This window comes from Methylobacterium symbioticum, assembly GCF_902141845.1.
Lineage (GTDB): Bacteria > Pseudomonadota > Alphaproteobacteria > Rhizobiales > Beijerinckiaceae > Methylobacterium > Methylobacterium symbioticum.
Genome location: NZ_CABFPH010000031.1, coordinates 23,129 through 44,509, shown reverse-complemented (window position 1 = coordinate 44,509; position 21,381 = coordinate 23,129). Strand labels below are relative to the sequence as shown.

21 protein-coding genes are annotated in these 21,381 nt (G+C 70.0%); 15 read left to right on the top strand and 6 right to left on the bottom strand.

What is annotated here, in order from left to right:
* The first annotated feature begins 10 nt into the window (after positions 1 to 10).
* From MET9862_RS12705 to MET9862_RS12680, 6 genes are all read left to right on the top strand, one after another.
* The gene (locus tag MET9862_RS12705) at positions 11 to 991 is read left to right on the top strand and encodes an ABC transporter permease (RefSeq protein ID WP_142583324.1); all 981 of its coding nucleotides are present in this window, start codon (positions 11 to 13) and stop codon (positions 989 to 991) included.
* An 8-nt stretch (positions 992 to 999) separates the two neighbouring features.
* Positions 1,000 to 1,953, top strand: a complete 954-nt coding sequence (locus MET9862_RS12700) for an ABC transporter permease (protein ID WP_244612695.1) — start codon at positions 1,000 to 1,002, stop codon at positions 1,951 to 1,953.
* Positions 1,950 to 2,930, top strand: coding sequence for an ABC transporter ATP-binding protein (locus MET9862_RS12695; protein WP_142583322.1), 981 nt, complete (start codon positions 1,950 to 1,952; stop codon positions 2,928 to 2,930). Before MET9862_RS12700 ends, MET9862_RS12695 begins: the two co-directional genes overlap by 4 nt.
* On the top strand, positions 2,927 to 3,943 hold the full coding sequence (locus tag MET9862_RS12690) for an ABC transporter ATP-binding protein (protein WP_142583321.1): 1,017 nt from the start codon (positions 2,927 to 2,929) through the stop codon (positions 3,941 to 3,943). Before MET9862_RS12695 ends, MET9862_RS12690 begins: the two co-directional genes overlap by 4 nt.
* Positions 3,944 to 4,293: 350 nt before the next feature.
* Positions 4,294 to 4,503 (top strand): hypothetical protein, encoded by a 210-nt coding sequence (locus MET9862_RS12685; RefSeq protein WP_142583320.1) that lies wholly within the window; start codon positions 4,294 to 4,296, stop codon positions 4,501 to 4,503.
* 101 nt (positions 4,504 to 4,604) lie between these two features.
* Entirely contained in the window at positions 4,605 to 5,135 is a 531-nt protein-coding gene (locus tag MET9862_RS12680) for a GNAT family N-acetyltransferase (RefSeq protein WP_142583319.1), read from the top strand.
* A gap of 8 nt (positions 5,136 to 5,143) precedes the next feature.
* Here the strand turns inward: MET9862_RS12680 and MET9862_RS12675 are convergent, their stop codons facing one another.
* The gene (locus MET9862_RS12675; RefSeq protein ID WP_142583318.1) at positions 5,144 to 6,055 is read right to left on the bottom strand and encodes a bestrophin family protein; all 912 of its coding nucleotides are present in this window, start codon (positions 6,053 to 6,055) and stop codon (positions 5,144 to 5,146) included.
* 227 nt (positions 6,056 to 6,282) lie between these two features.
* Between MET9862_RS12675 and MET9862_RS12670 the strand changes: the two genes are divergently transcribed.
* Positions 6,283 to 6,945, top strand: a complete 663-nt coding sequence (locus MET9862_RS12670; protein WP_142583317.1) for a DUF2147 domain-containing protein — start codon at positions 6,283 to 6,285, stop codon at positions 6,943 to 6,945.
* A gap of 74 nt (positions 6,946 to 7,019) precedes the next feature.
* Here MET9862_RS12670 and MET9862_RS12665 read toward each other — a convergent pair whose 3' ends face one another.
* A complete protein-coding gene (locus MET9862_RS12665) occupies positions 7,020 to 8,237 on the bottom strand; it encodes a serine hydrolase domain-containing protein (RefSeq protein ID WP_142583316.1) in 1,218 nt (405 codons plus the stop codon).
* Positions 8,238 to 8,395: 158 nt separating this feature from the next.
* Between MET9862_RS12665 and otsB the strand changes: the two genes are divergently transcribed.
* Both otsB and MET9862_RS12655 read left to right on the top strand, forming a co-directional pair.
* Positions 8,396 to 9,139 carry a trehalose-phosphatase gene (gene otsB, locus MET9862_RS12660; RefSeq protein ID WP_142583315.1) on the top strand — a complete coding sequence of 248 codons (744 nt, stop codon included), beginning with the start codon at positions 8,396 to 8,398 and terminating at the stop codon, positions 9,137 to 9,139.
* A 90-nt stretch (positions 9,140 to 9,229) separates the two neighbouring features.
* Positions 9,230 to 10,264 carry a glucokinase gene (locus tag MET9862_RS12655; protein WP_142583314.1) on the top strand — a complete coding sequence of 345 codons (1,035 nt, stop codon included), beginning with the start codon at positions 9,230 to 9,232 and terminating at the stop codon, positions 10,262 to 10,264.
* On the opposite strand, the gene MET9862_RS12650 is transcribed toward MET9862_RS12655, so the two are convergent.
* From MET9862_RS12650 to MET9862_RS12640, 3 genes are read right to left on the bottom strand one after another with little or no spacing between them, the layout of a single operon-like run.
* Positions 10,254 to 12,032 (bottom strand): TadE/TadG family type IV pilus assembly protein, encoded by a 1,779-nt coding sequence (locus MET9862_RS12650; RefSeq protein ID WP_142583313.1) that lies wholly within the window; start codon positions 12,030 to 12,032, stop codon positions 10,254 to 10,256. The two genes, MET9862_RS12655 and MET9862_RS12650, sit on opposite strands and share 11 nt — an antisense overlap.
* Positions 12,026 to 12,706, bottom strand: a complete 681-nt coding sequence (locus MET9862_RS12645; RefSeq protein ID WP_244612694.1) for a TadE/TadG family type IV pilus assembly protein — start codon at positions 12,704 to 12,706, stop codon at positions 12,026 to 12,028. Before MET9862_RS12645 ends, MET9862_RS12650 begins: the two co-directional genes overlap by 7 nt.
* Positions 12,694 to 13,314 (bottom strand): TadE/TadG family type IV pilus assembly protein, encoded by a 621-nt coding sequence (locus MET9862_RS12640; protein WP_142583312.1) that lies wholly within the window; start codon positions 13,312 to 13,314, stop codon positions 12,694 to 12,696. The genes MET9862_RS12645 and MET9862_RS12640 overlap by 13 nt, the downstream gene beginning before the upstream one ends.
* A gap of 381 nt (positions 13,315 to 13,695) precedes the next feature.
* On the opposite strand from MET9862_RS12640, the gene MET9862_RS12635 reads away from it, so the two are divergent.
* Positions 13,696 to 15,171, top strand: coding sequence for an amidase (locus MET9862_RS12635; RefSeq protein WP_142583311.1), 1,476 nt, complete (start codon positions 13,696 to 13,698; stop codon positions 15,169 to 15,171).
* Between the two features lie 287 nt (positions 15,172 to 15,458).
* Complete coding sequence (locus MET9862_RS12630; protein WP_142583310.1) at positions 15,459 to 17,234, top strand: acetolactate synthase 3 large subunit; 1,776 nt, start codon at positions 15,459 to 15,461, stop codon at positions 17,232 to 17,234.
* A gap of 16 nt (positions 17,235 to 17,250) precedes the next feature.
* Here MET9862_RS12630 and MET9862_RS12625 read toward each other — a convergent pair whose 3' ends face one another.
* A complete protein-coding gene (locus tag MET9862_RS12625; protein WP_185156849.1) occupies positions 17,251 to 18,195 on the bottom strand; it encodes a methyltransferase domain-containing protein in 945 nt (314 codons plus the stop codon).
* A 130-nt stretch (positions 18,196 to 18,325) separates the two neighbouring features.
* Between MET9862_RS12625 and ilvN the strand changes: the two genes are divergently transcribed.
* The 4 genes from ilvN (at position 18,326) to ilvC (ending at position 21,365) form a co-directional block, all read left to right on the top strand.
* Positions 18,326 to 18,868 (top strand): acetolactate synthase small subunit, encoded by a 543-nt coding sequence (gene ilvN / locus MET9862_RS12620; protein ID WP_142583308.1) that lies wholly within the window; start codon positions 18,326 to 18,328, stop codon positions 18,866 to 18,868.
* Positions 18,869 to 18,912: 44 nt separating this feature from the next.
* The gene (locus tag MET9862_RS12615; protein WP_142583307.1) at positions 18,913 to 19,557 is read left to right on the top strand and encodes a glutathione S-transferase family protein; all 645 of its coding nucleotides are present in this window, start codon (positions 18,913 to 18,915) and stop codon (positions 19,555 to 19,557) included.
* A gap of 110 nt (positions 19,558 to 19,667) precedes the next feature.
* Positions 19,668 to 20,309, top strand: coding sequence for a TetR/AcrR family transcriptional regulator (locus tag MET9862_RS12610; RefSeq protein WP_142583306.1), 642 nt, complete (start codon positions 19,668 to 19,670; stop codon positions 20,307 to 20,309).
* A 36-nt stretch (positions 20,310 to 20,345) separates the two neighbouring features.
* Complete coding sequence (gene ilvC, locus MET9862_RS12605; protein ID WP_142583305.1) at positions 20,346 to 21,365, top strand: ketol-acid reductoisomerase; 1,020 nt, start codon at positions 20,346 to 20,348, stop codon at positions 21,363 to 21,365.
* The last annotated feature ends 16 nt before the right edge of the window (positions 21,366 to 21,381 follow it).

Here is a 21,381-nt window from a genome sequence, read left to right as displayed (position 1 = left end):
GGCGAGACGCGTGCTCGCGTTCCTGATCCGGCGGCTCGCCCAGGCCGCCGTGGTGCTGGCGGTGGTCGGGCTCATCGCCTTCGCGATGTTCCGGTTCGCGGGCGACCCCGTGAACCAGATCGTGGGGCCCGACACCCCGGTCTCCGAGCGGGCCGAGATTCGCAAGAGCCTCGGCCTCGACGATCCCGTGCTGCTGCAGTTCGGCCGCTACGCCGGCAACGTCCTGCGCGGCGATTTCGGCATCTCCTACCAATTCCGGCAGCCGGTGACGACGCTGCTGGCCGAGCGCATGCCGGCGACGCTGGAATTGGCCTTCTGCGCCACGCTGTTTGCGCTCTCGGTCGGCATCCTGATGGGCGTCTACTGCGCGCTCAGGCGGGAAACGTTCCTCGCCAAGCTGTTCCAGGCGATTTCCCTCGTCGGCGTCTCCCTGCCGACCTTCCTGATCGGCATCCTGCTGATCTTCCTGTTCTCGGTGACCCTCGGCTGGCTGCCGTCCTACGGGCGCGGCGATACCGTACGGATCGGGGGCTGGACCACGGGCTTCCTCACCGTCTCGGGGCTGAAGGCCCTGATCCTGCCCTCGATCACCCTCGGCCTGTTCCAGATGACGCTGATCATGCGCCTCGTCCGCGCCGAGATGCTGGAGGTGCTGCGCACCGACTACATCCGCTTCGCCCGCGCCCGGGGCCTGACCACCCGGGCGATCCATTTCGGCCATGCCCTGAAGAACACCCTCGTGCCCGTCATCACCATCGCCGGGCTCCAGCTCGGCTCGGTCATCGCCTTCTCGATCATCACCGAGACGGTGTTCCAGTGGCCGGGCATGGGCCTCCTGTTCGTCCAGGCGGTGCAGAACGTCGATATCCCGATCATGTCCGCCTACCTGCTGCTCGTCGCGGCGATCTTCGTAACCATCAACCTCGTGGTTGACTTGCTCTACACCGTCGTCGACCCGCGGCTGCGCACCAGCGTGGGGCGCACGGCATGAGCGCGCGGATGGACGATGCCGCCGAGGCGCCGGACGCGCCGAGAGCCACCCCGTCGCGGCTGGCGCGCTTCCTCGGCTCGGATCTCTGGCTGAACTTCCGCCGCTCGAAGCTCGCGATAGGCGCCTTCGCGGTGACCTTGCTGATGTTCGGCCTCGCCTTCGCCGCGCCCTGGATCTCGCCGCAGAACCCCTACGATCCAGCCCAGCTCGAGCTGCTCAACTCGAACCTGCCGCCGCTCTGGAATCCGGACGGGCAATCGCCCTTCCTGCTCGGCACCGATGACCAGGGCCGCGACGTGCTCTCGGCAGTCCTTTATGGGCTGCGCCTCTCGCTGATCGTCGGGATGCTCGGGGTCGTGGTCTCGGGCTTCCTCGGCATCGGGCTCGGCCTGGTGGCCGGCTATTTCGGCGGCGCGCTCGATACCGTGATCATGCGGGTCGCCGACGTGCAGCTCACCTTCCCGGCGATCCTGATCGCCCTCGTGGTCGACGGCGTCGCCAAGGCCTCCTTCGGGAGCGCGCTCGACACCAACGCCACGATCCTTCTCATCGTGGTCTCGATCGGGCTCTCGTTCTGGGTGCAGTATGCCCGCACCGTGCGCTCCTCCGTGATGGTCGAGCGCAGCAAGGACTACGTGCAGGCCGCCCGCCTCATCGGTCTCTCCTCGCCGGTCATCATGGTCCGCCACGTCCTGCCCAACGTGACCGGCCCGGTCTTCGTCATCGCGACCATCAACCTCGCGCTGGCCATCATCACCGAGGCGACCCTGTCCTTCCTGGGCACCGGCCTGCCCGAGACCATGCCCTCGCTCGGGACGCTCATCCGCACCGGCAACCGCTTCCTGTTCTCAGGAGAGTGGTGGGTGGTGGCCTTCCCCGGGATCGCGCTGGCCGGGCTGGTGCTGGCGATCAACCTGCTCGGCGACTGGCTGCGCGACGCGCTGAACCCCAAGCTGCAATGACAGAGACCGTTCTTTCCGTACGCGACCTGCGCGTCGCCTTCGAGACGCGCCGCGGCACGCTCACCGCCATCGACGGGGTCTCGCTGGAGATCGGCCGCGGCGAGATCCTCGGCGTCGTCGGCGAATCCGGGGCCGGCAAGTCGGTGACCGGCTCGGCCGTGATCGGGCTGATCGACCCGCCCGGCCGCATCGCCGGCGGCGAGATCCGGCTCGGATCGGAGCGCATCGACGACCTGCCGCCCGAGAAGATGCGTCGCATCCGGGGCCGCCGCATCGGCATGATCTTCCAGGATCCGCTCACCTCCCTCGACCCGCTCTACCGGGTCGGCGAGCAGATCGTGGAGACGATCCGCACCCATACCGACCTCTCGGCAAAGACCGCGCGGGCGCGCGCCATCGACCTCCTCACCGAGGTCGGCATCCCCGCGCCCGAACGGCGCATCGACGGCTACCCGCACGAATTCTCCGGCGGCATGCGCCAGCGTGTGGTGATCGCGCTGGCGCTCGCGGCCGAACCGGAGCTGATCATCGCCGATGAGCCGACGACGGCGCTCGACGTCTCGGTCCAGGCCCAGGTGATCACCCTGCTGAAGCGCCTCTGCCGCGAGCACGGCACCGCCGTGATGCTGGTGACCCACGACATGGGCGTGATCGCCGAGGCCGCCGACCGGGTGGCGGTGATGTATTCCGGCCGGATCGCCGAGATCGGCCCCGTCGCCGAGGTGGTGCGCGCCCCGCGCCACCCCTACGCGCGCGGCCTGATGGGCGCGATCCCGACGCTCTCCGACACCGCCGAGCGCCTGACCCAGATCCCGGGCTCCATGCCGCGGCTCACCGCGATCCCGCCGGGCTGCGCCTTCCATCCGCGTTGCCCGAACGTGTTCGGACGCTGCCGGGTCGAGCGGCCTGAGCCGATCCTTGTCGGCGGGACCCGCGTAGCCTGCCACCTCTACGACGCCCGCGGAGAGGCCGCATGAGAGCCGCCCGGACGAGTGCCGCCCCGGCGGGCGCCTATGTCGAGGTCGAGGACCTCCGCCGCGTCTTCGACGTGTCGAAACCCTGGCTCAACCGGTTGATCGAGCGCGAGCCCCGCCAGAGCCTGAAAGCGGTGGACGGGGTCGGCTTCGCGATCCCGCGCGGCGAGACCTTCGCGCTGGTGGGAGAATCGGGCTCGGGCAAGTCGACCGTGGCGCGGATGGTCGTCGGCTTGCTGCCGCCCTCCGCGGGCGAGGTCCGGATCTCCGGCGTCTCGATGACCGATCCGCGCCAGGAGGCGGCCCGCCGGCGCCTGCGCGCCCGGATCCAGATGATCTTCCAGGATCCCTACGCCTCGATGAACCCGCGCTGGCGGGTGGGCTCGATCATCGCGGAGCCGATCCGCGCCTTCAACCTGATCCAGGGGGAGGGGGCGATCCGCGCCCGCGTCGGCGAGTTGCTGCGCCTCGTCGGCCTGCACCCGGACGATGCCCGCAAGTACCCGCACGAGTTCTCCGGCGGCCAGCGCCAGCGCATCGCCATCGCGAGGGCGCTCGCGAGCCAGGCGGAGTTCCTCGTCGGCGACGAGCCGACCTCGGCGCTCGACGTCTCGGTCCAGGCCCAGATCCTCAACCTGATGCGCGACCTGCAGGACCGGTTCGGGCTCACCTACCTGTTCATCAGCCACAACCTCGCCGTGGTGCGGCACATGGCGACGCGGATCGGGGTGATGTATCTCGGCCGCCTCGTGGAAGTGGGCCCGAAGGCCGGCATCTTCGCGAGCCCCCGCCATCCCTATACGCGCATGCTGCTCGATGCGGTGCCGGACCTCGCCCATATCGGCCGCGCCCGCACCCCGGTCTCGGGCGAGATCCCGAATCCGATCGACCCGCCGCCAGGCTGCACCTTCAACCCCCGCTGCCCGCACGCGAACGACCGCTGCCGCAGCGAGGTGCCTGCCCTGCTCGACGGCGTCGCCTGCCACGCCGTGGAGGAGGGGCGCCTGCCAAGCTGAAGGCATGAAAAAGGGCCGCCCGCGAAGGCGGCCCGAGTCTTGGGAGGAAACGCACAGAGCGTACGGCACGCGGGGTGCCGCACCGGGTGAACCGGGCGGCCCGACCTCTGTTCCCCGAAAGTTTGGCGTCGACGATTCTGGATCCTTACCCCGCCGGATCCCTCCGCCGGCGACAGGCGGCCCGCGCCGCCAGGGCGCGTGACGATGCACTTTCCCGTCGACCGATCGCAACCGATCGCGGGTAGCCGCGTTGACGGCACATTGGAGTTCTTCTAATTAAGAACTGCGCGCTGCCGGCTCGGATGGTTCGGGGACGGCGGGACAACGATCAGCCTCAAGGAGAGTTCGAGATGGCCGGTACCACCAGCGCTGCCTGCGAGAGCTGCCGCTTCTTCGACGATCACAAGCTCAACGGCGCCACCGCTGCGGGCGACGAGGGCCTCTGCCGCTTCAACCCGCCGGTGAGCCAGCCGGCCCCCGAGTCGAAGGGCCTCTGGCCGGTCGTCGCCTCGAAGGATTGGTGCGGCCACTTCACGGCCGAGATGACCGCGGCCGAGTAAGCGGTCCTGCGAGACCAGATGCGAAAGGGCCGGCGCGGACGCGCCGGCCCTTTTTCGTGCGGCCGATTGCGTGGCCGTGGCGGCGCGGCGAGACTGAGCGGATGAGCCTCATCCTGCGCCCGGCCTCCGCCGCCGATGCCTCCGCCATCGCTCGGATCTACGCGCATGCCGTGCTGCATGGGACCGCGACCTTCGAGACGCTGCCGCCCTCGGAGGATGAGATGCGGGGGCGCCTCGCCGAGTTGCAGGCCGCGGGCCTGCCCTGGCTGGCGGCCGAGGGGCCGGACGGCCTTCTCGGCTACGCCTATGCCGGGCTGTACCGGATGCGGGCCGCCTACCGCTCGACGCTCGAGACCTCGATCTACGTGGCGCCCGAAGCGCAGGGACGGGGGGTCGGCGGGGCGCTGCTCGAAGCCCTCATCGCGGCCTGCGCGCGGCTCGACGCGCGCCAGCTCGTCGCGGTGATCGCGCATCCGGGCTCCGAGGCCTCGGTCGCGCTCCATGCCCGGTTCGGCTTCGTCCAGGCCGGCCGCCTCACGGCTGTGGGCTTCAAGCACGGGCGCTGGCTCGACACGCTGCTGATGCAGCGCGATCTCGGCCAGGGCGCGACCTCCGAGCCGACGCGGATTTGAACCCGTCCTCAGCGCAGCAGGTAGTCCTTGGGCTCCACCGGCTCCGGCAGCGGCTCGCCGAGGGCGTCGCAGACGATGCGCTCGACCACGCGCAGCATCGCATCGAGGGGCAGGTCGTTCGGCTCCAGGCCGAAGGGTTCCTCCAGCTCGTCGCCGAGCGCGTCGAGGCCGAAGAAGGTGTAGGCGACGAGCGCCACCGCCGGGGGCGTCGCCCAGCCGAGAGAGCCGGACAGGCCGATCGGCAGGAACAGGCAGTAGAGCCAGGCGGTGCGGTAGAGGAGCAGCGTGTAGGCGAAGGGGAGGGGCGTCGCCTGGATGCGCTCGCAGGTGGTGTGGATCGCCGAGAGATCGGCGATCTTGCGCTCCAGCAGGGCAAAGGTCACGTCGCTGAGCCGGCCGGCGCGCATCGCCTCGGCGAGATCCACCGTCAGGGCGGCGAGCACGCCGTCGGTGGGGCTGAAGGCCCGCGGTGTCTCGCCCGGCGGCTGCCACGGCGCGATCGCCGCCGCCTCGTCGCCGCCGCGCAGACGGGCATGCAGGCCGTTGGCGAAGCCTGCAACCCGGCGCAGGGATCGCCGGCGCAGGGTGGCATCCGCTTCGTCCGGCAGCAGGGCGCCGAGGGTGCGGGCAAGGCCGCGCGCTTCGACGACGAGGGCACCCCAGGCCTTGCGGCCCTCCCACCAGCGCTCGTAACAGGAATTGTTGCGAAAGCTCAGGAAGATCGACAGCGCGAGGCCGATGAGGGTGAAGGGCCCGATCCCCGCCGTGACCGGGAAGGCCTCCGGCCAGCGCTGCTCGGCGACCACGACGAGGCAGGCGAAGGCCGCGAGCCCCGTCACCGTCGGCGCCACCTGCGGCAGGATCGAGCCGCGCAGGGTGAACAGGATCGCGAGGAGATTCGGGCGGGGACGGACGATCATGCGGGCGGGGTGCGGCGGCTTGGGCGCACCGCCATAGCGGAAGGCGCCCGCTCCGTCAGGCTCACGATGCTGTGGCCGTCATGATGCGGTCAATATCGGAGAAGATTGCGGGGCCGAGAGGCAGCCGGAGCGCCGGGAGCGCCGGATGGCCCTGCACATTGCTGACGGGCGGCCGGCCAGAGGCCGCCTCGGAGCCGGGTGCGAGCCCGGCGCATGGGAGTGAAGGCATGACGTTTCGACTGATCGCGGCCGGTGCGCGGGTACGGTCCGTTGCCGCCCGCATGGCCCTGCCGCTGGTCGCCCTCGCGGGGTTTGCCGGCGCAGCGCAGGCGGCGACGCCGACCGATCCGAGCGGCACCTACCTGACCGAGGACGGGCGCGCCCGCATCCGTCTGGAGAAGTGCGGCCCCGCCGAGAAGAACCTCTGCGGCTACGTGGTCTGGCTGAAGGTTCCCCTCAACGACAAGAACCAGCCCCGGGTCGACTTCAAGAACCCGGATCCGAAGAAGCAGACCCGGCCCTCCCTCGGCCACCAGCTCATCCTCGGCCTCAAGCCGAACGCCGATGCCCGCTACGAGGGCAAGATCTACAATTCCGAGGACGGCAAGTCCTACGACGTGACGATCTGGACCGAGGAGCCGGGCGAGCTGACCGTGCGCGGCTGCCTGATCGCCTTCCTCTGCAAGTCGCAGACCTGGAACAAGGTCACGGACGTGCTGCCCGGCCAGCTCACCGCCGCCACGAACACCCCCGGCGGTCCGCGCTCGGATCCGGAATGGCTGCCGCAGAAGCCTGCCGCCACCGGCTCGGCCGGCCCGGCTGCCGCCGCAGCGCCGAAGCCCGCTCCCGCTCCGGCAAAGCCCGCCGCGCCGAAGCCCGCGGCCCAGTAAGGGAACCAAGACTGTGCCGGGGCTCTGCCCCGGCGCCCTGCCGAAGGGACACCTCCTTCGGGATGCCGCGACGCTCAGTCCACCAGCGCGGCGTAGGTCATCACCCGCAGCTCCTTGCGAATCGGCAGGGCCGAGGAGGGGATGAGCTGCGTCAGCAGCACCACTGAGAGATCCTCGGCGGGGTCGATCCAGAAGGCGGTCGAGGCGAGGCCGCCCCACGCAACCTCGCCGGGCGTCCCGATGATCTGGGCGCGCGCCGGATCCAGCATCACTGAGAAACCGAGGCCGAAGCCGATCCCGTCGTAGGAGGTCTCGGCGAAGCGCGGCGTGCCCATGGCGGCGAGGTCCCCGCGCAGATGGTTGGCGAGCATCAGCGCAACCGTCTTGCGCCCGAGGAGGCGCACCCCGTCGAGGACGCCCCCGTTCAGGATGAAGCGGCAGAAGCGCTGATAGTCGCGGGCCGTCGAGACGAGACCGCCGCCGCCCGACGCGATGGCGGGCGGACGCGCGAAGGCGGTCTCGGCCGAATCGTCGTAGAGCTTCAGCCGGCGCTCGGCGTCGTAGACGTAGCAGGCGGCGAAGCGGTCGAGGTTCTCGGGCCGAACGTGGAAATCGGTATCCACCATGCCCAGCGGCCGGATCACCCGCTCGCGGAGATAGTCGGCGAAGTCCATGCCGGAGACCGCCTCGACGAGGCGTCCGAGCACGTCGGTGGCCACACTGTAGTTCCAGGCCGTACCCGGCTGCGCCAGGAGCGGCAGGGAGGCCACCGTGCGCGTCACCTCGGCCAACGTCGCGTCGGGCCGGAGGTAATCCGCGCCCTTGAGCCGGTAGAGCGCGTCGACGAGCGTCGCTTCCATGAAGCCGTAGGTGAGCCCCGCCGTATGGGTGAGGAGGTCGCGCCATGTGATGGCCCGACGCGCCGGCTCGGTCTCGATCTTCGCCCGGTTGCCGCCGGTCGCCACCCGCATCTCGGCGAAGTCCGGCAGGAAGCGCGCGATCGGATCGTCGAGCTGGAAGCGGCCCTCCTCGTAGAGCTGCATGACCGCCACCGAGGTGAGCGGCTTCGTCATCGAGTAGATTCGCGTCACGGTCTCGGGCGTGAAGGGCTTGGCCCGCGCGAGGTCTGCGAGGCCGTGGGCGCGGGAGAAGGCCGTGCGTCCGCGCCGCGCAACCGTCACCGAGAGGCCGGCGAGCCGCCCCGTCTCCACGAGCCGGCGCATCCAGCCGTCGATGCGCTCCAGCCGCTCGGGGCAGAAACCCGAGGCCGCCGCGTCCGCGTGATCCTGCATCCCGTCCATCCCCGTAGCGTGACCCGCTCTATAGCGGAGGCGCGCCGCCTCGCCGAGGGCGGTTTGCCGGGTTCGGGCGCGCGTGCTAGCCCGGATCGATCCCGGGCGCGAACCCTGTTCGGAACGAGCATCGGGCCCTTCTGCCCGGAGTGCGCGCGGTGAGCATCGCCCTGTTCCTCGATTTCGACGGCACCCTCGTCGAGATCGCGCCGCGGCCGGACGCGGTGCAGGTCGATCCCGACCTCGTGCCGACGCTGGAGCGCCTGCGCAGCCGGCTCGGCGGAGCGCTCGCCATCGTCACGGGGCGGCCCGTCGGCGTCATCGACGATTTCCTGGCGCCCGCCCGGTTCGATGTCGCCGGCCTGCACGGGGTCGAGCGGCGCGTGGACGGAGCGCTCGCCGGGGGGCGCCCGGAGGACCATCCGGACCTGCGCGCCGAGGTGCCCCGGCTCCAGCACCGCGTCGCCGATCTCGACGCCGTGCTGATCGAGGACAAGGGCGCCTCGGTCGCCGTGCATTGGCGCCTCGCGAGCGCGGAGGACGCCGCGCGGGCCGAGGAGGCCGTGAAGGCCTCCGCCGCCGCGCTCGGGCAGGCCTATCGTCTTCAACTCGGCAAGGCGGTCGGCGAGATCGTGCCGGCCTCGGCGACCAAGGGCCATGCCATCCGCGGCTTCCTGGAGGCCGCGCCCTATGCCGGCCTGCGTCCCGTCTTCCTCGGCGACGACCGCACCGACGAGATCGCCTTCGCCAGCGTGAACGCCGATGGCGGCGTCTCGGTCCGGGTGGGGCCAGGCGAGACGGCCGCGCCCCGCCGCCTCGCGGACCCGGAGGCCGTGCGCGCCCTTCTGCGCGCCTGGGCGGACGGCGCGCCGATCGAGCCCGACGCGCTGCCGCCGGCCTGACCGGCGGACCGGTCCGAGCAACCGGCTCGGCCTTGACGGGAGCCCCGGCGGCACCAGACCCTCCCCATCGATGAAGGAGAGCGCGCCCGCATGTTCGAATTCCCGGTTCTCGTCGGCGATATCGGCGGCACCAATGCCCGCTTCGCCCTGGTGATGGAGCGGGGTGCGCAGCCCCGACCCCTGTCGCACGAGCCGACCGGCGGCCATCCCGACCCGTCGAGCGCGATCCGGACGGCACTGGCCAAGGGGTTGGAGGCCATCGGCGCGCCGCCGCCCCGCTCGGCGGTGCTCGCCATCGCGGGACGGGTCGACGGCCCGGAGATCCAGCTCACCAACGCGCCCTGGCTGGTCTCTCCGAAGCGGATCGCCGCCGATTTCGGCCTCGTCAGCGCGGTCGTGGTGAACGACTACGTGCCGGTGGCGGCCGGCGCCGCCGGGATCCGCCCGACCGACCTGACCCCGGTCGGGCCGCGTCTCGATCCCCCGCCCGAGCCGCCGGCGGGCGCCCGCGTGGTGCTCGGGCCTGGCACCGGCTTCGGGGCGGCGGCCCTCATCCCCTACGGCGACCATTGCGCCATCGTCTCGACGGAGGCCGGCCACACCGATCTCGGTCCGGTCGGCCGCGACGAGGAGAGGATCTGGCGCGTGCTCGAGCGCTCGGAGGGGCGCATCACCGTCGAGACCATGCTGTCCGGACCCGGGCTGGCGCGCTTGCACGCGGCCCTGCGCCACCTCCGCACAGGTGAGGAGGCCGAGCGGATCGACCCGGCCGCGGTCACGGAAGCGGGTCTGAACGCCAGCGACCCGCACGCGGCCGAGGCGCTCGCGCTGTTCGGCCGCCTGCTCGGCCGGGTCTGCGGCAACCTCGCGCTGACCTTCCTGGCGACCGGCGGCGTCTATATCGGCGGCGGCATCGCCCCGCGGATCCTGAAGGTGCTGCAGGAGGGCGATTTCCGGGCCGCCTTCGAGGACAAGGATCCCTTCGCCGCCATGATGAAGGCGATCCCGACGAGCGTGATCACCGTGGAGGATCCGGCCTTCAACGGCCTCGCGGCGCTCGCCGGCGAGGGCGAGCGCTTCGTCTACCACGCCTCCGCCTGGCGGGCGGAGGGCGCTACTGGGTGAGCCGGAGCGTGCCGATGCTCGCGGCGATCTGGTTGAAGGCGTTGATCAGCCCGCTCGAATCGTTGGCCACGAAGAACTGGTTCGCGGCGGAGGCGCAGGCGCTGAGCAGGCTCAGCCCCTGCTGGTCGATCGGATCGTTCTGGATGCTGAACCCGATCGTGTAGATCGAGATGCCGGCAGCCTTCGCGTTGGTGCAGCCCTGCAGGGTGAGCGCGTCGAGGGCGGCGCGGGCGTTCGTCCCGTTGGAGACGTTCTGGTTGGTCGTCGGCAGGCGCGAGTTCGGGTCCGAGCCGTCGGCCGAATTCTTGAGGTAGCCCATCGCGAAGTATTGCGACTTGTTGGGGTTGCTCTGGCTCGAATCGAGCACGGGCCAAGAATTCTCACCGTCGGTCATCAGGATGATGATCTTGTTGACGGTGTTGGCGCTCGAACTGCTGCTGCTGCCGTAGGCCGAGGGCGGGGTGCTGTTCGGGTCGCTCGCGAAGACGCTGACCGGCGACAGGGTCCGCCAGCCCCACATGAAGCCTTCGTGGATATTCGTCGAGCCAAGCGGCGCCATGCTGGTGATCAGGGATTTGAGCGTGGTGACGCCGGTGGCCGTGCTGGTCGTGGTGAGCGTGAGGAGGGGCTTCGTCGTACAGCCGTAATTCGGGCCGTTCGGCACGCTGGTGCCGCTCCCCGCATAAGGGCTCGCGTCGCGGGGTGAGACATACTTGCAGGCACGGCTCTCGAGATTGGCGTAGGTGTCGGACTTCGCGGCGCAGCCGCCCGCGGTGTGATAATCGTCGATGTAGCTGTTGTAGGACGCGATCCGGTTCGAATAATCGTACCAGAACGCGTAGGCGGTGCCGTCCCCGGCCTCGTCCGGCGCAAAGAGCGGCACGTAGTAGGAATCCGGATTCGTGGCCACGGGGGCCATGTCCTGCACGTTGAGCGGGTAGGGCAGGGTCTCGAAACAGCCGGCCCAATCCCAGCCGGAATAGGCGAGCTTGAGCTTGTTGAAGATGCCGAAGCGGTTGGTGAAGCCCGCCGCCGTGGCGCCGGAGACGTTCGTCCAGTGGTAGCGCGACTTGGCCGCGAGATCGACGAAGGCGGCGGACGCGTACTTCGCGGGCGGCAGCGCGACCGCACCCGCGAACGGCACGATCGAGATCCGCGTCCCCGTCGCGAAGGAATCGCTCTTGGAGACGTAATCGACGAAGTTCGACGCGGCCGTCTTCAGGGCCTGCATCTTCGTTTGCGTGCCGTCCGAGATGTCCATCGAGCCGGTATTGTCGAGGACGAGGGCGATCTCGAACGTCTTCGGCAGGGGCGTCGCGCAGCGGGCGACCGCGTGCGGGCGGATCACGTTGACGCCCGTGAACTTGCCGACCAGGGCCACCGAGGGAATGTGCGTGGTCAGCGTGATCTGGCGCGGGTTCGTGGTGACGGCGAGGGGATCCACCGTGACCGTCGCGCCCATGTAGCCGGTCATCATGGCGACGGCCTGCGTCTGCAGCGCAGCCGTGGTGGTCGCGCTGGGGGTCTGGCACAGGGCGAGCGCCGTCGCGTCGGTGGCCGCCTGCAGCTTGGTCTCGAGCCGGGTCGCCATGCCGTAGTCGATCGCCGCGCCGGTGAGGCCCAGGATCGGCAGGAGCAGGAAGGCGAACAGGATCACCACGTTGCCGGACCGCGCGCCGCCGAAGCCGGCCCAGGCGGTGCGAACGCGGCGCGCGCCGAGGCGGAGCCGGCCGTGGACCGCCGCGCGGCGGAGGAGGGAGCTCAGCATGGCTTGGCGTTCTTCGCGTCGGGATCCGGCAGGATCACCTCGGTGTAGATGTTGGGCGCGACTTTCGCGCCGCCGCGGGTCGGCCAGGGAAAGCTGGCCTTCAGGGTGACCGTGCCGGCGGTGCTGCCGAAGATCTTGACGAGGGCGCTGCCGATCATCGGCCGGTAGGCCATGCTGACCTCGGTGAGCACGTAGCGCATGCCCGCCGTCTGGAAGCCGGCCGGTACGGTGAGGTCGTTCGGCAGGCCGACCGTGCGCTTCACCGCGTTCGCGTTGGCGACGCTAGAGCAGACCTTCGGGATGAGCGTGGCACCGGTCAGGGTCACGCCCATGGCGCTCACCACGATCTTCACCGTGCTAGCGTCGAGAGGCCGCATCACCGCCGTCGACGAGGCGAGGATGTCGCTCACCAAAGTCGTGCTGATCGGGTTCTGCGTGTCCCCCTGCGCGGTCATGTCCGACACCGTGCGCGCGAGCAGCGTCAGCTTGCGCCACGTGTCGATGGCGTGCGCGTATTCCGACAGCCCGACGAGGATCGTGAGCAGGATCGGCAGCACGATCGCGAACTCGACCGCCGCGATGCCGCCCTGGGCCGCGCGGAAGCGGCGAGCGGCGAGGATCGCCCGCATCCGGCCGGCGCCCGGCCGCGCCCGGCGCGCCATCAGGTGCCGCATGCCGAGGCTCCGCCGCCGGTCTCGTAGGGTTCCGTGCGGAACACCGCCGTGGACATCAGAAGATGGCTGCCGGAGCCGAAGGTCCGGAAATTCACGCTGAGCAGACCGAGGAAGGTCGGGAACTCCACGGCCGCGGTCACGGTTACGATCGTGCCCGGCTTCGGGCAGGTGTAGTTGCTGCCGAAGCTCGTGTTCCAGGTGCCGGTCTGCGGATTGAAGGGCGTGCCCGCGCTCGAGCCGGAGAAGCTGTCCGAGGTCGTGACGTCGATCTTCAGGTCGGCGCATTTGAACAGGGTCAGGATCCGTGCGCCGCTGGGACCGCAGATCTGGTCCCGCAGGGCGGTCTGCACGTTCGGCGGATTGGTCTGCGCCGCGCGTGCGAGCTGGAACTGACCGGTCAGCAGGCCGCGCACGCCGTTCTGCAGGGTCCGGTCGAAATTCTGCGTGGCCCAGATCAGGAAGGCGATCTGGATGATCGCGGCGCTGAGCCCGAGGAAGGGCACCGCCACGAGGGCGAATTCGACCGCGGCAGCCCCGTCGCGGTCGGACAGGAAGGCGGTGCCCGCGGAATGCCAGCGGCGCGGGCGTCTCGCGACTGACGGGCCCATGGGCTGCCTCACGACGATACAGCCCCGTGTCTAGGCGCCGCCGTCTTAAAAATTCGTAGGATCGATCTCAGACACGGCCCCTCGACCACACAGCAGGGAGGGCGACGGGATCCGAAAACGCCAAGCTGAATCCGGATCCGCGGCGATCCCCTGCCGGTCGCGCTTCGCTGCTGAGCGGCTGCCTCAGCGAGCGGATGCCGGGATTCGTCTTGTCCGGGCGGGCGGGATAGCCACGGACGGATAGGAGGCCCGCCTGCGGGCGCGCGGCGTATGCCTCTTTGTTGCGGCGCGGCCTTCCGCTAAGCTCCGCCGGCCCCCATCACATGCGCACCGGGCTGCCGGCTTCCCTTCCGACACGGTGCGCCAGCGCCGCGAGCCCCCATGCCCCTGCCGGAACCGGACGCCGTCACGACTCTCGGCGCGGTCGCACTCTCGGGCCTGATCCACCGGCGCGAACTCTCCTGTACCGAGGTGATGGGCGCCTATCTCGACCGGATCGCCGTGGCGAACCCGGCCGTGAACGCGATCGTGGCCCTGCAGCCGCGCGAGACGCTGATGGCGCAGGCCGCCCAGCGCGACGCCGAACTCGCCCGCGGGGAGAGCCGCGGCCCGCTCCACGGCTTCCCGCTGGCGGTGAAGGATCTCGACCCCGTCCGTGGCCTGCCCTTCACGCAAGGCTCGCCGATCTTCCGCGACCGCGTGGCCCAGACCGACTCGATCATGGTCGAGCGGCTGCGGGCGAGCGGCGCGGTTTTCATCGGCAAGACCAACACCCCGGAATTCGGCCTCGGCTCGCACAGCTTCAACCCGGTCTACGGCGCCACCGGCAATGCCTACGACCCGGCGCGCAGCGCCGGCGGCTCCAGCGGCGGGGCCGCGGTGGCGGTGGCCCTCCGGATGCAGCCCGTGGCCGACGGCAGCGACCATGCCGGCTCGCTGCGCAACCCGCCCGCCTTCAACAACCTGTTCGGCCTGCGCACCAGCTACGGCCGCATCCCCACCGAGGCCGCCGACCAGTTCAGCCCAGGCCTCTCGGTGGCCGGCGCCATCGGCCGCTCGCCCGCCGATATCGGCCTGATGCTCTCGGTCCAGGCCGGCTACGATCCGCGCGTGCCCTATTCCAACCGCCAGGATCCGGCCGTCTTCGCCGCGCCGCTGGAGCGGGATTTCCGCGGCACCCGCATCGCCTGGCTCGGCGACCTGAACGGGCATCTGCCCTTCGAGCCCGGCGTGCTGGAGCTCGGTCGCGCCGCCCTCGCGACCTTCACCGAGATCGGCTGCAGCGTGGAGGAGGCCTGCCCCCGCTTCGACTTCGAGGCCCTGTGGCGGGACTGGCTGGTGCTGAGGGCCTGGATGACGGCCTCCAGCCTGCGGCCGCTCTACGACGATCCGGCCAGGCGCGCCCTGCTGAAGCCGGAGGCCGCCTGGGAGGTGGAGCGCGGCCTTGCATTGAGCGCAGATCAGGTCACCGCGGCGCAGGAGGGCCGCACCCGCTGGTACCGCACCCTGCTCGCCTTCATGGAGGACCACCCCTTCCTCGTCGCGCCGAGCGCGCAGGTCTTCCCGTTCCCGATCGGCTGGCGCTACCCCGAGACGGTCGGCGGACGGAAGATGGACACCTATCACCGCTGGATGGAGACGGTGATCCCGGTGACCATGTCGGGCCTGCCGAGCCTGTCGGTCCCGGCCGGCTTCGGGGCCGCGGGCCTGCCCACGGGCGTGCAGATCGTGGCCGGCAACCACGACGAACGCGCCTGCCTTGAACTCGGCGCCGCCTACGACGCGGCGAGCGGCTGGGTCCGGCGCCATCCGCCGCGGCCCGGCGCGACATCCGAGCCCGGCACGACGTTTTCGTGACCAGCCGGTCATCAAGGCGTTGACCGGTCGTCCGCACTCCGCTATCACGCCGGCCACTTTCAGGCAGGTCCCGCGCGGTGCGGGCCGCCTTCGAGACGGTTCCGGATCACGCGTCGATGCGCACGGCCCTTATTGTAACGGAAGCGCCACTGACGGGGCGGCCCTAGTCGGGGTCGCGATCCGGCCGGTGGCGCATGCGGGGTCCCGATCGGGGCCCTTTTTTGTTGCCTGCGCCCGGCCACCACTGAACTCAACCGACGCGAGACGCGAGAACGAGGAGGAAGACGATGGGCGGCGAGGTCATGACCGGGGCCGAGATGGTCATCCGGGCTTTCCAGGATCAGGGTGTCGATACGCTGTTCGGCTATCCGGGCGGCGCGGTGCTGCCGATCTACGACGCGCTCTTCCACCAGAACGCGGTCAAGCACATCCTCGTGCGCCACGAGCAGGGCGCCGTCCACGCGGCCGAGGGCTACGCCCGCTCGTCCGGCAAGGTCGGCTGCGTCCTCGTCACCTCGGGTCCCGGCGCCACCAACATCGTCACCGGCCTGACCGACGCGATGCTGGACTCGATCCCGCTCGTCTGCATCACCGGCCAGGTCCCGACGCACCTGATCGGCACCGATGCCTTCCAGGAATGCGATACAGTCGGCATCACCCGCCACTGCACCAAGCACAACTATCTGGTGAAATCGATCGAGGACCTGCCGCGCATCCTGCACGAGGCGTTCTACGTCGCGAAGAATGGCCGGCCGGGCCCGGTCGTCATCGACCTGCCGAAGGACGTGCAGTTCGCCACCGGCCTCTATGAGAAGCCGTCCTCCGCGCGGCACAAGACCTACAAGCCGGCCGTCGAGGGCGATCCGGAGCGGATCCGCGCGGCCGTCGAGCTGATGGCCACGGCCCGCCGGCCGGTCTTCTACACCGGCGGCGGCGTCATCAATTCGGGTCCCGAGGCCTCGCGCCTGCTGCGCGCTCTGGTCGAGGAGACGGGCTTCCCGGTCACCTCGACGCTGATGGGTCTCGGCGCCTATCCGGCCTCCAGCGACAAGTTCCTCGGCATGCTCGGCATGCACGGGACCTACGAGGCCAACCTCGCGATGCACGAGTGCGACGTGATGATCTGCGTCGGCGCCCGCTTCGACGACCGCATCACCGGCCGCCTCGATGCCTTCTCGCCCTATTCGAAGAAGATCCACATCGACGTCGACGCCTCCTCGATCAACAAGGTCGTCAAGGCCGATATCGGCATCGTCGGCGATTGCGCCTCGGTGCTGGAGGACATGCTGGCGGGCTGGCGTGCCCTGAAGTCCCGGCCGGACGCGGCCACCCTGGAGCCGTGGTTCGCCAAGATCGCGACCTGGCGCGCGCGCGAATGCCTCGCCTACTGGCCGTCGGGGACGATCATCAAGCCGCAATACGCGGTGCAGCGTCTCTACGAGGCGTGCAAGGGCCGCGAGACCTACGTCACCACCGAGGTCGGCCAGCACCAGATGTGGGCGGCCCAGTACTTCAAGTTCGACGAGCCGAACCGCTGGATGACCTCCGGCGGCCTCGGCACCATGGGCTACGGCCTGCCCGCCGCCATCGGCACGCAGCTCGCCCATCCGGACGGGCTCGTCATCGACATCGCGGGCGAAGCCTCGATCCTGATGAACATGCAGGAGCTCTCGACGGCGGTTCAGTACCGGCTGCCGGTGAAGATCTTCATCCTGAACAACGAGTACATGGGCATGGTGCGCCAGTGGCAGGAGCTGCTGCACGGCTCGCGCTACTCGCAGAGCTACTCGGAGAGCCTGCCGGACTTCGTGAAGCTGGCCGAGGCCTACGGCGCCAAGGGCATCCGCTGCGACAAGCCGGCCGAGCTCGACGGGGCGATCGCCGAGATGCTGGCCTATGACGGGCCGGTGATCTTCGACTGCATCGTCGACAAGACCGAGAACTGCTTCCCGATGATCCCGTCGGGCAAGGCCCACAACGAGATGCTGCTGTCCGACTACCTCGGCGAGACCGGGGTCGAGCTCGGCGAGGTCATCTCGGACGAGGGCAAGATGCTGGTCTGACCGGCTGGGCGGGGGCTCAGCCGTGCCGTCCCGCCCCGGGCCCGCGGATGCTGCCGGTGCGCAGCATCCGGAAGCCCAGGCGCAGGGCCGCGGCGAGGCGCCGTCCCGCGCCGCGCACGGGCCCCTCGGGCAGTTCGTGGTGCGCGGCGTCGAGGCGCGGCGTCGCCGCGGCCCGCGCGGCGGGGTCCAGGCCCTCGCGCTTGCGCAGGGTGACGTAGAATTCGAGCGCGTTGCGCGGGGTCGGAACGATCTCGGCGATCTCGAAGGGGATCAGCCCGAGGGCGATCAGGTCGCGGAACACGGCGAGGAAGCTGACCGGCGTGTAGACCGTGCAATGCACGTCGAAATAGTAGCCGTGCTCGGCGACGCCCCGGGCATGGGTCAGGGCGCTGGCGAGCTGGCCGTCGAACATCGGCTCCGGCGTCCGGCCGCGGCCGGACCATACGGCGGGGACGTCGACGGCGGCGGCCCGCGCCACGTGCTCGAAGACCTGGGCGGGGGAGCCGACCGTCGCCCGGGTCAGGTGGGCGGCGACGAGGTCCCCGGTGGTCGAGGGGGTGCGGTAGAAGTCGAAGGTGAAGCGCTTGTCGGGCACCACGAGGAAGAGCACGCCGCCGTCGCGCAGGATCCCGGCGATCTCGGCGAGCCAGCCGACCGGGTCGGCGATGTGCTCCAGGACGTGGCTCGCCACGACGTAGTCGACCGGCGCGCGGGGGCCCAGGGCCTCGGGGAGGGACTGGTTCTCGAGGACGAGGTCCACCTCCACGATGGGACTCGCCTCGGCGCCGACCACCGTGTCGTGCTCCGCGTATTTGCGGCGCAGGTCCTCGGTGGAGCGGTGGTCGGCGTAGAGGATCTCGCCGTCCTCGCGCCGGATCAGCGGCTTGTTCAGGGGGCCCAGCTCGACGCCGATGCGTCCGCGCGGGGTCACGGCATGGAGGGCACGCTGTCGGGGATTCATGGGCGGCGCCGATATCACGCGGCCCCAGGACGGTCCAGGCGAGCGGCCGGGACCGGGACACGGTAGGGATCTGAGGACAGCCGGCCCGGGACAGGGCCGCGACGGTTGAGAGCGGGAGACGATCGAGGCCATGAACGCGATGAACACCCACTACCCCGAGCCGGTCCGGGTCGAGGCGGTCAACCGGCACACCCTGGCGGTGATCGTGGACAACGAGCCGGGTGTGCTCGCCCGAATCTCGGGGATGTTCTCGGGACGCGGGTACAACATCGAGAGCCTAACCGTCTCGGAGACCGAGGAGGCGCGCCATCTCTCGCGCATCACCATCGTGACGACGGGCACGAACGCCGTGATCGAACAGATCAAGGCGCAGCTCGACCGGCTCGTGCCCGTGCATCGGGTCGTGGATCTTACGCTCCAGGGCAACGCCATCGAGCGCGAGATCTGTCTCGTGAAGGTGGCCGGCCAGGGCGAGCACCGCAGCGAAGCTCTGCGGCTCGCCGCGGCCTTCGGCGCCAAGTCGATCGACGCGACGCTCAACTCCTTCGTCTTCGAGCTGACGGGCACCACCGAGGAAATCGACCGCTTCGTGCGCCTGATGTCGGTGATCGGCCTCGTCGAGATCTGCCGCACCGGCATCGCGGCCATGGGCCGAGGCGCCCAGCCGCTGTAGGTCGGATCGACACGCCGCTCGCGCTGATGCCAGGAGGAGCCGCCATGGCGACACCAACCCTCTACTATGCCCCCGGAGCCTGCTCGCTGGCCTCGCACATCGCCCTGGAGGAGACGGGCGCGCCCTACGAGACGGCGCGCCTGAACCTCCAGGCCGGTGATCAGCGCTCGGGTGCCTATCTCGCCGTGAACGAGCGCGGCCGGGTGCCGGCGCTCGTCACCGGCGACTGGGTGCTCACCGAGAACAGCGCCATCCTGCGCCACGTCGCCCGCGCCTATCCGGATGCGGGGCTGTGGCCGCAGGATCTGCGCGATCAGGCGGTGGCGGACGAGTGGCTGTGCTGGCTCTCCACCAGCCACCACCCGACCTATGCCCATATCCGCAGGCCCGAGCGCTACACGGCCGAGGAGAGTGCCTTCCCCGAGATCCAGGCCAAAGGGCTCGATACCTTCGGCGACCTCTGCACCATGACCGAGGTCCGTCTCTCGAACGGCGGCTGGGCGGTCGGCGGCCGTTACAGCGTCGTCGATCCCTACCTGCTGCTGTTCTGGACCTGGGGCCGGGGTCCGGCCTGCCGGTTCGACATGGCCGCGCGCTTCCCCGCCTGGACGGAGCATGCGCGCGCCATGGCCGAGCGACCGGCCGTGCAGGCGGTCTTCGCCCGCGAGGGACTCGACCTGCCGCGCTGATCGCCGTGCAACGGTCCGAGCCATCCCGCTCGGACCCCGGGGGCCCTTGCCGCCTATGCCGAATCGCTTTATCGGCACGTACCGTACGGTACGGTACTGATCGCGGGACGATGCCACCGAACTCCGCAGCCCAGCAGGACACAGCTTCCGAAGCGCCCTCGCTCCGCCAACAGGCGGTGCTGGACGCCGTGCTGGCGCTGATGGTCGAGGAGGGCGATCAGCTCACCATGGACGCGGTGGCGCGCCGGGCGAGCTGCTCGAAGGAATCGCTCTACAAGTGGTTCGGCGATCGCGACGGCCTGCTCACCGCGACGGTGCAGTGGCAGGCCTCGCGGGTCCATGCCGGCCGCTACGCGGTGCAGCCCCTCGACGTCGCGACGCTCCGCGAGAGCCTGCGGGACTTCGCGGCGACCTGGCTGGAGGTGATCGCGAGCAGCACCTCGGTCGCCCTCAACCGTATCGCCATCGGCCATGCCGCCTCGGGCAAGAGCAATCTCGGCGGCATCGTCCTGGCGAATGGCCGCTTTGCGATCGGTGAGCGGGTGAAGCCTGTTCTCGAGGCCGGCCGCGCGGCGGGGATCCTCGATTTCGAGGACGGCGAAACGGCTTTCCGGACCTTCTTCGGTCTGGTCGGCCGCGACATCCAGATCCGGCTCCTGCTCGGCGACCGGCTCGACCTCGACACGGCCGAGATCCGGCGCGACGCCGGCCGCGCCGTCGACCAGTTCCTGGCCCTGTACGGCCGGGATTGAAACCACGAACACCAACGACGAGAAAGGACGATTCCCATGCGTGTCTATTACGATCGCGACGCCGACCTGAACCTGATCAAGGGCAAGAAGGTCGTCATCGTCGGCTTCGGCAGCCAGGGCCATGCCCACGCGCTCAACCTGCGCGATTCCGGCGTGAAGGACATCGTCATCGCCCTGCGCGAGGGCTCCGCCACCGCCAAGAAGGCTGAGGGCCAGGGCTTCAAGGTGATGAACGTCGCCGACGCCGCCAAGTGGGGCGACGTGGTGATGATGCTCACCCCCGACGAGCTGCAGGGCGACATCTACAGGGAGTCGCTCGAGAAGAACATGAAGGAGGGCGCCGCGCTCCTGTTTGCGCACGGCCTCAACGTGCACTTCAACCTGATCGAGCCGCGCAAGGACCTCGACGTGCTGATGGTCGCCCCGAAGGGCCCCGGCCACACCGTGCGCGGCGAGTACCTGAAGGGCGGCGGCGTGCCGACCCTGATCGCCATCGCGCAGGACGCCTCGGGCAACGCCCATGACCTCGGCCTGTCCTACGCCTCGGCCAATGGCGGCGGCCGCGCCGGCATCATCGAGACCACCTTCAAGGAGGAGTGCGAGACCGACCTGTTCGGCGAGCAGGCCGTGCTCTGCGGCGGTCTCGTCGAGCTGATCAAGGCCGGCTTCGAGACGCTGGTCGAGGCCGGCTACGCCCCCGAGATGGCCTATTTCGAGTGCCTGCACGAGGTGAAGCTGATCGTCGACCTCATCTACGAGGGCGGCATCGCCAACATGAACTACTCGATCTCGAACACCGCCGAGTACGGCGAGTACGTCACCGGCCCGCGCATCGTCACGCCCGAGACCAAGGCCGAGATGAAGCGCGTCCTCAACGACATCCAGTCGGGCATCTTCACCCGCAACTGGATGCTGGAGAACAAGGTCGGCCAGACCTCGTTCAAGGCCACCCGCGCCAAGCTCGCCGCCCACCCGATCGAGGAGGTCGGCGCCAAGCTCCGCGGCATGATGCCGTGGATCTCGGAGAAGGCCCTGGTCGACAAGACCAAGAACTGATCCCTCGGGAGTGGCA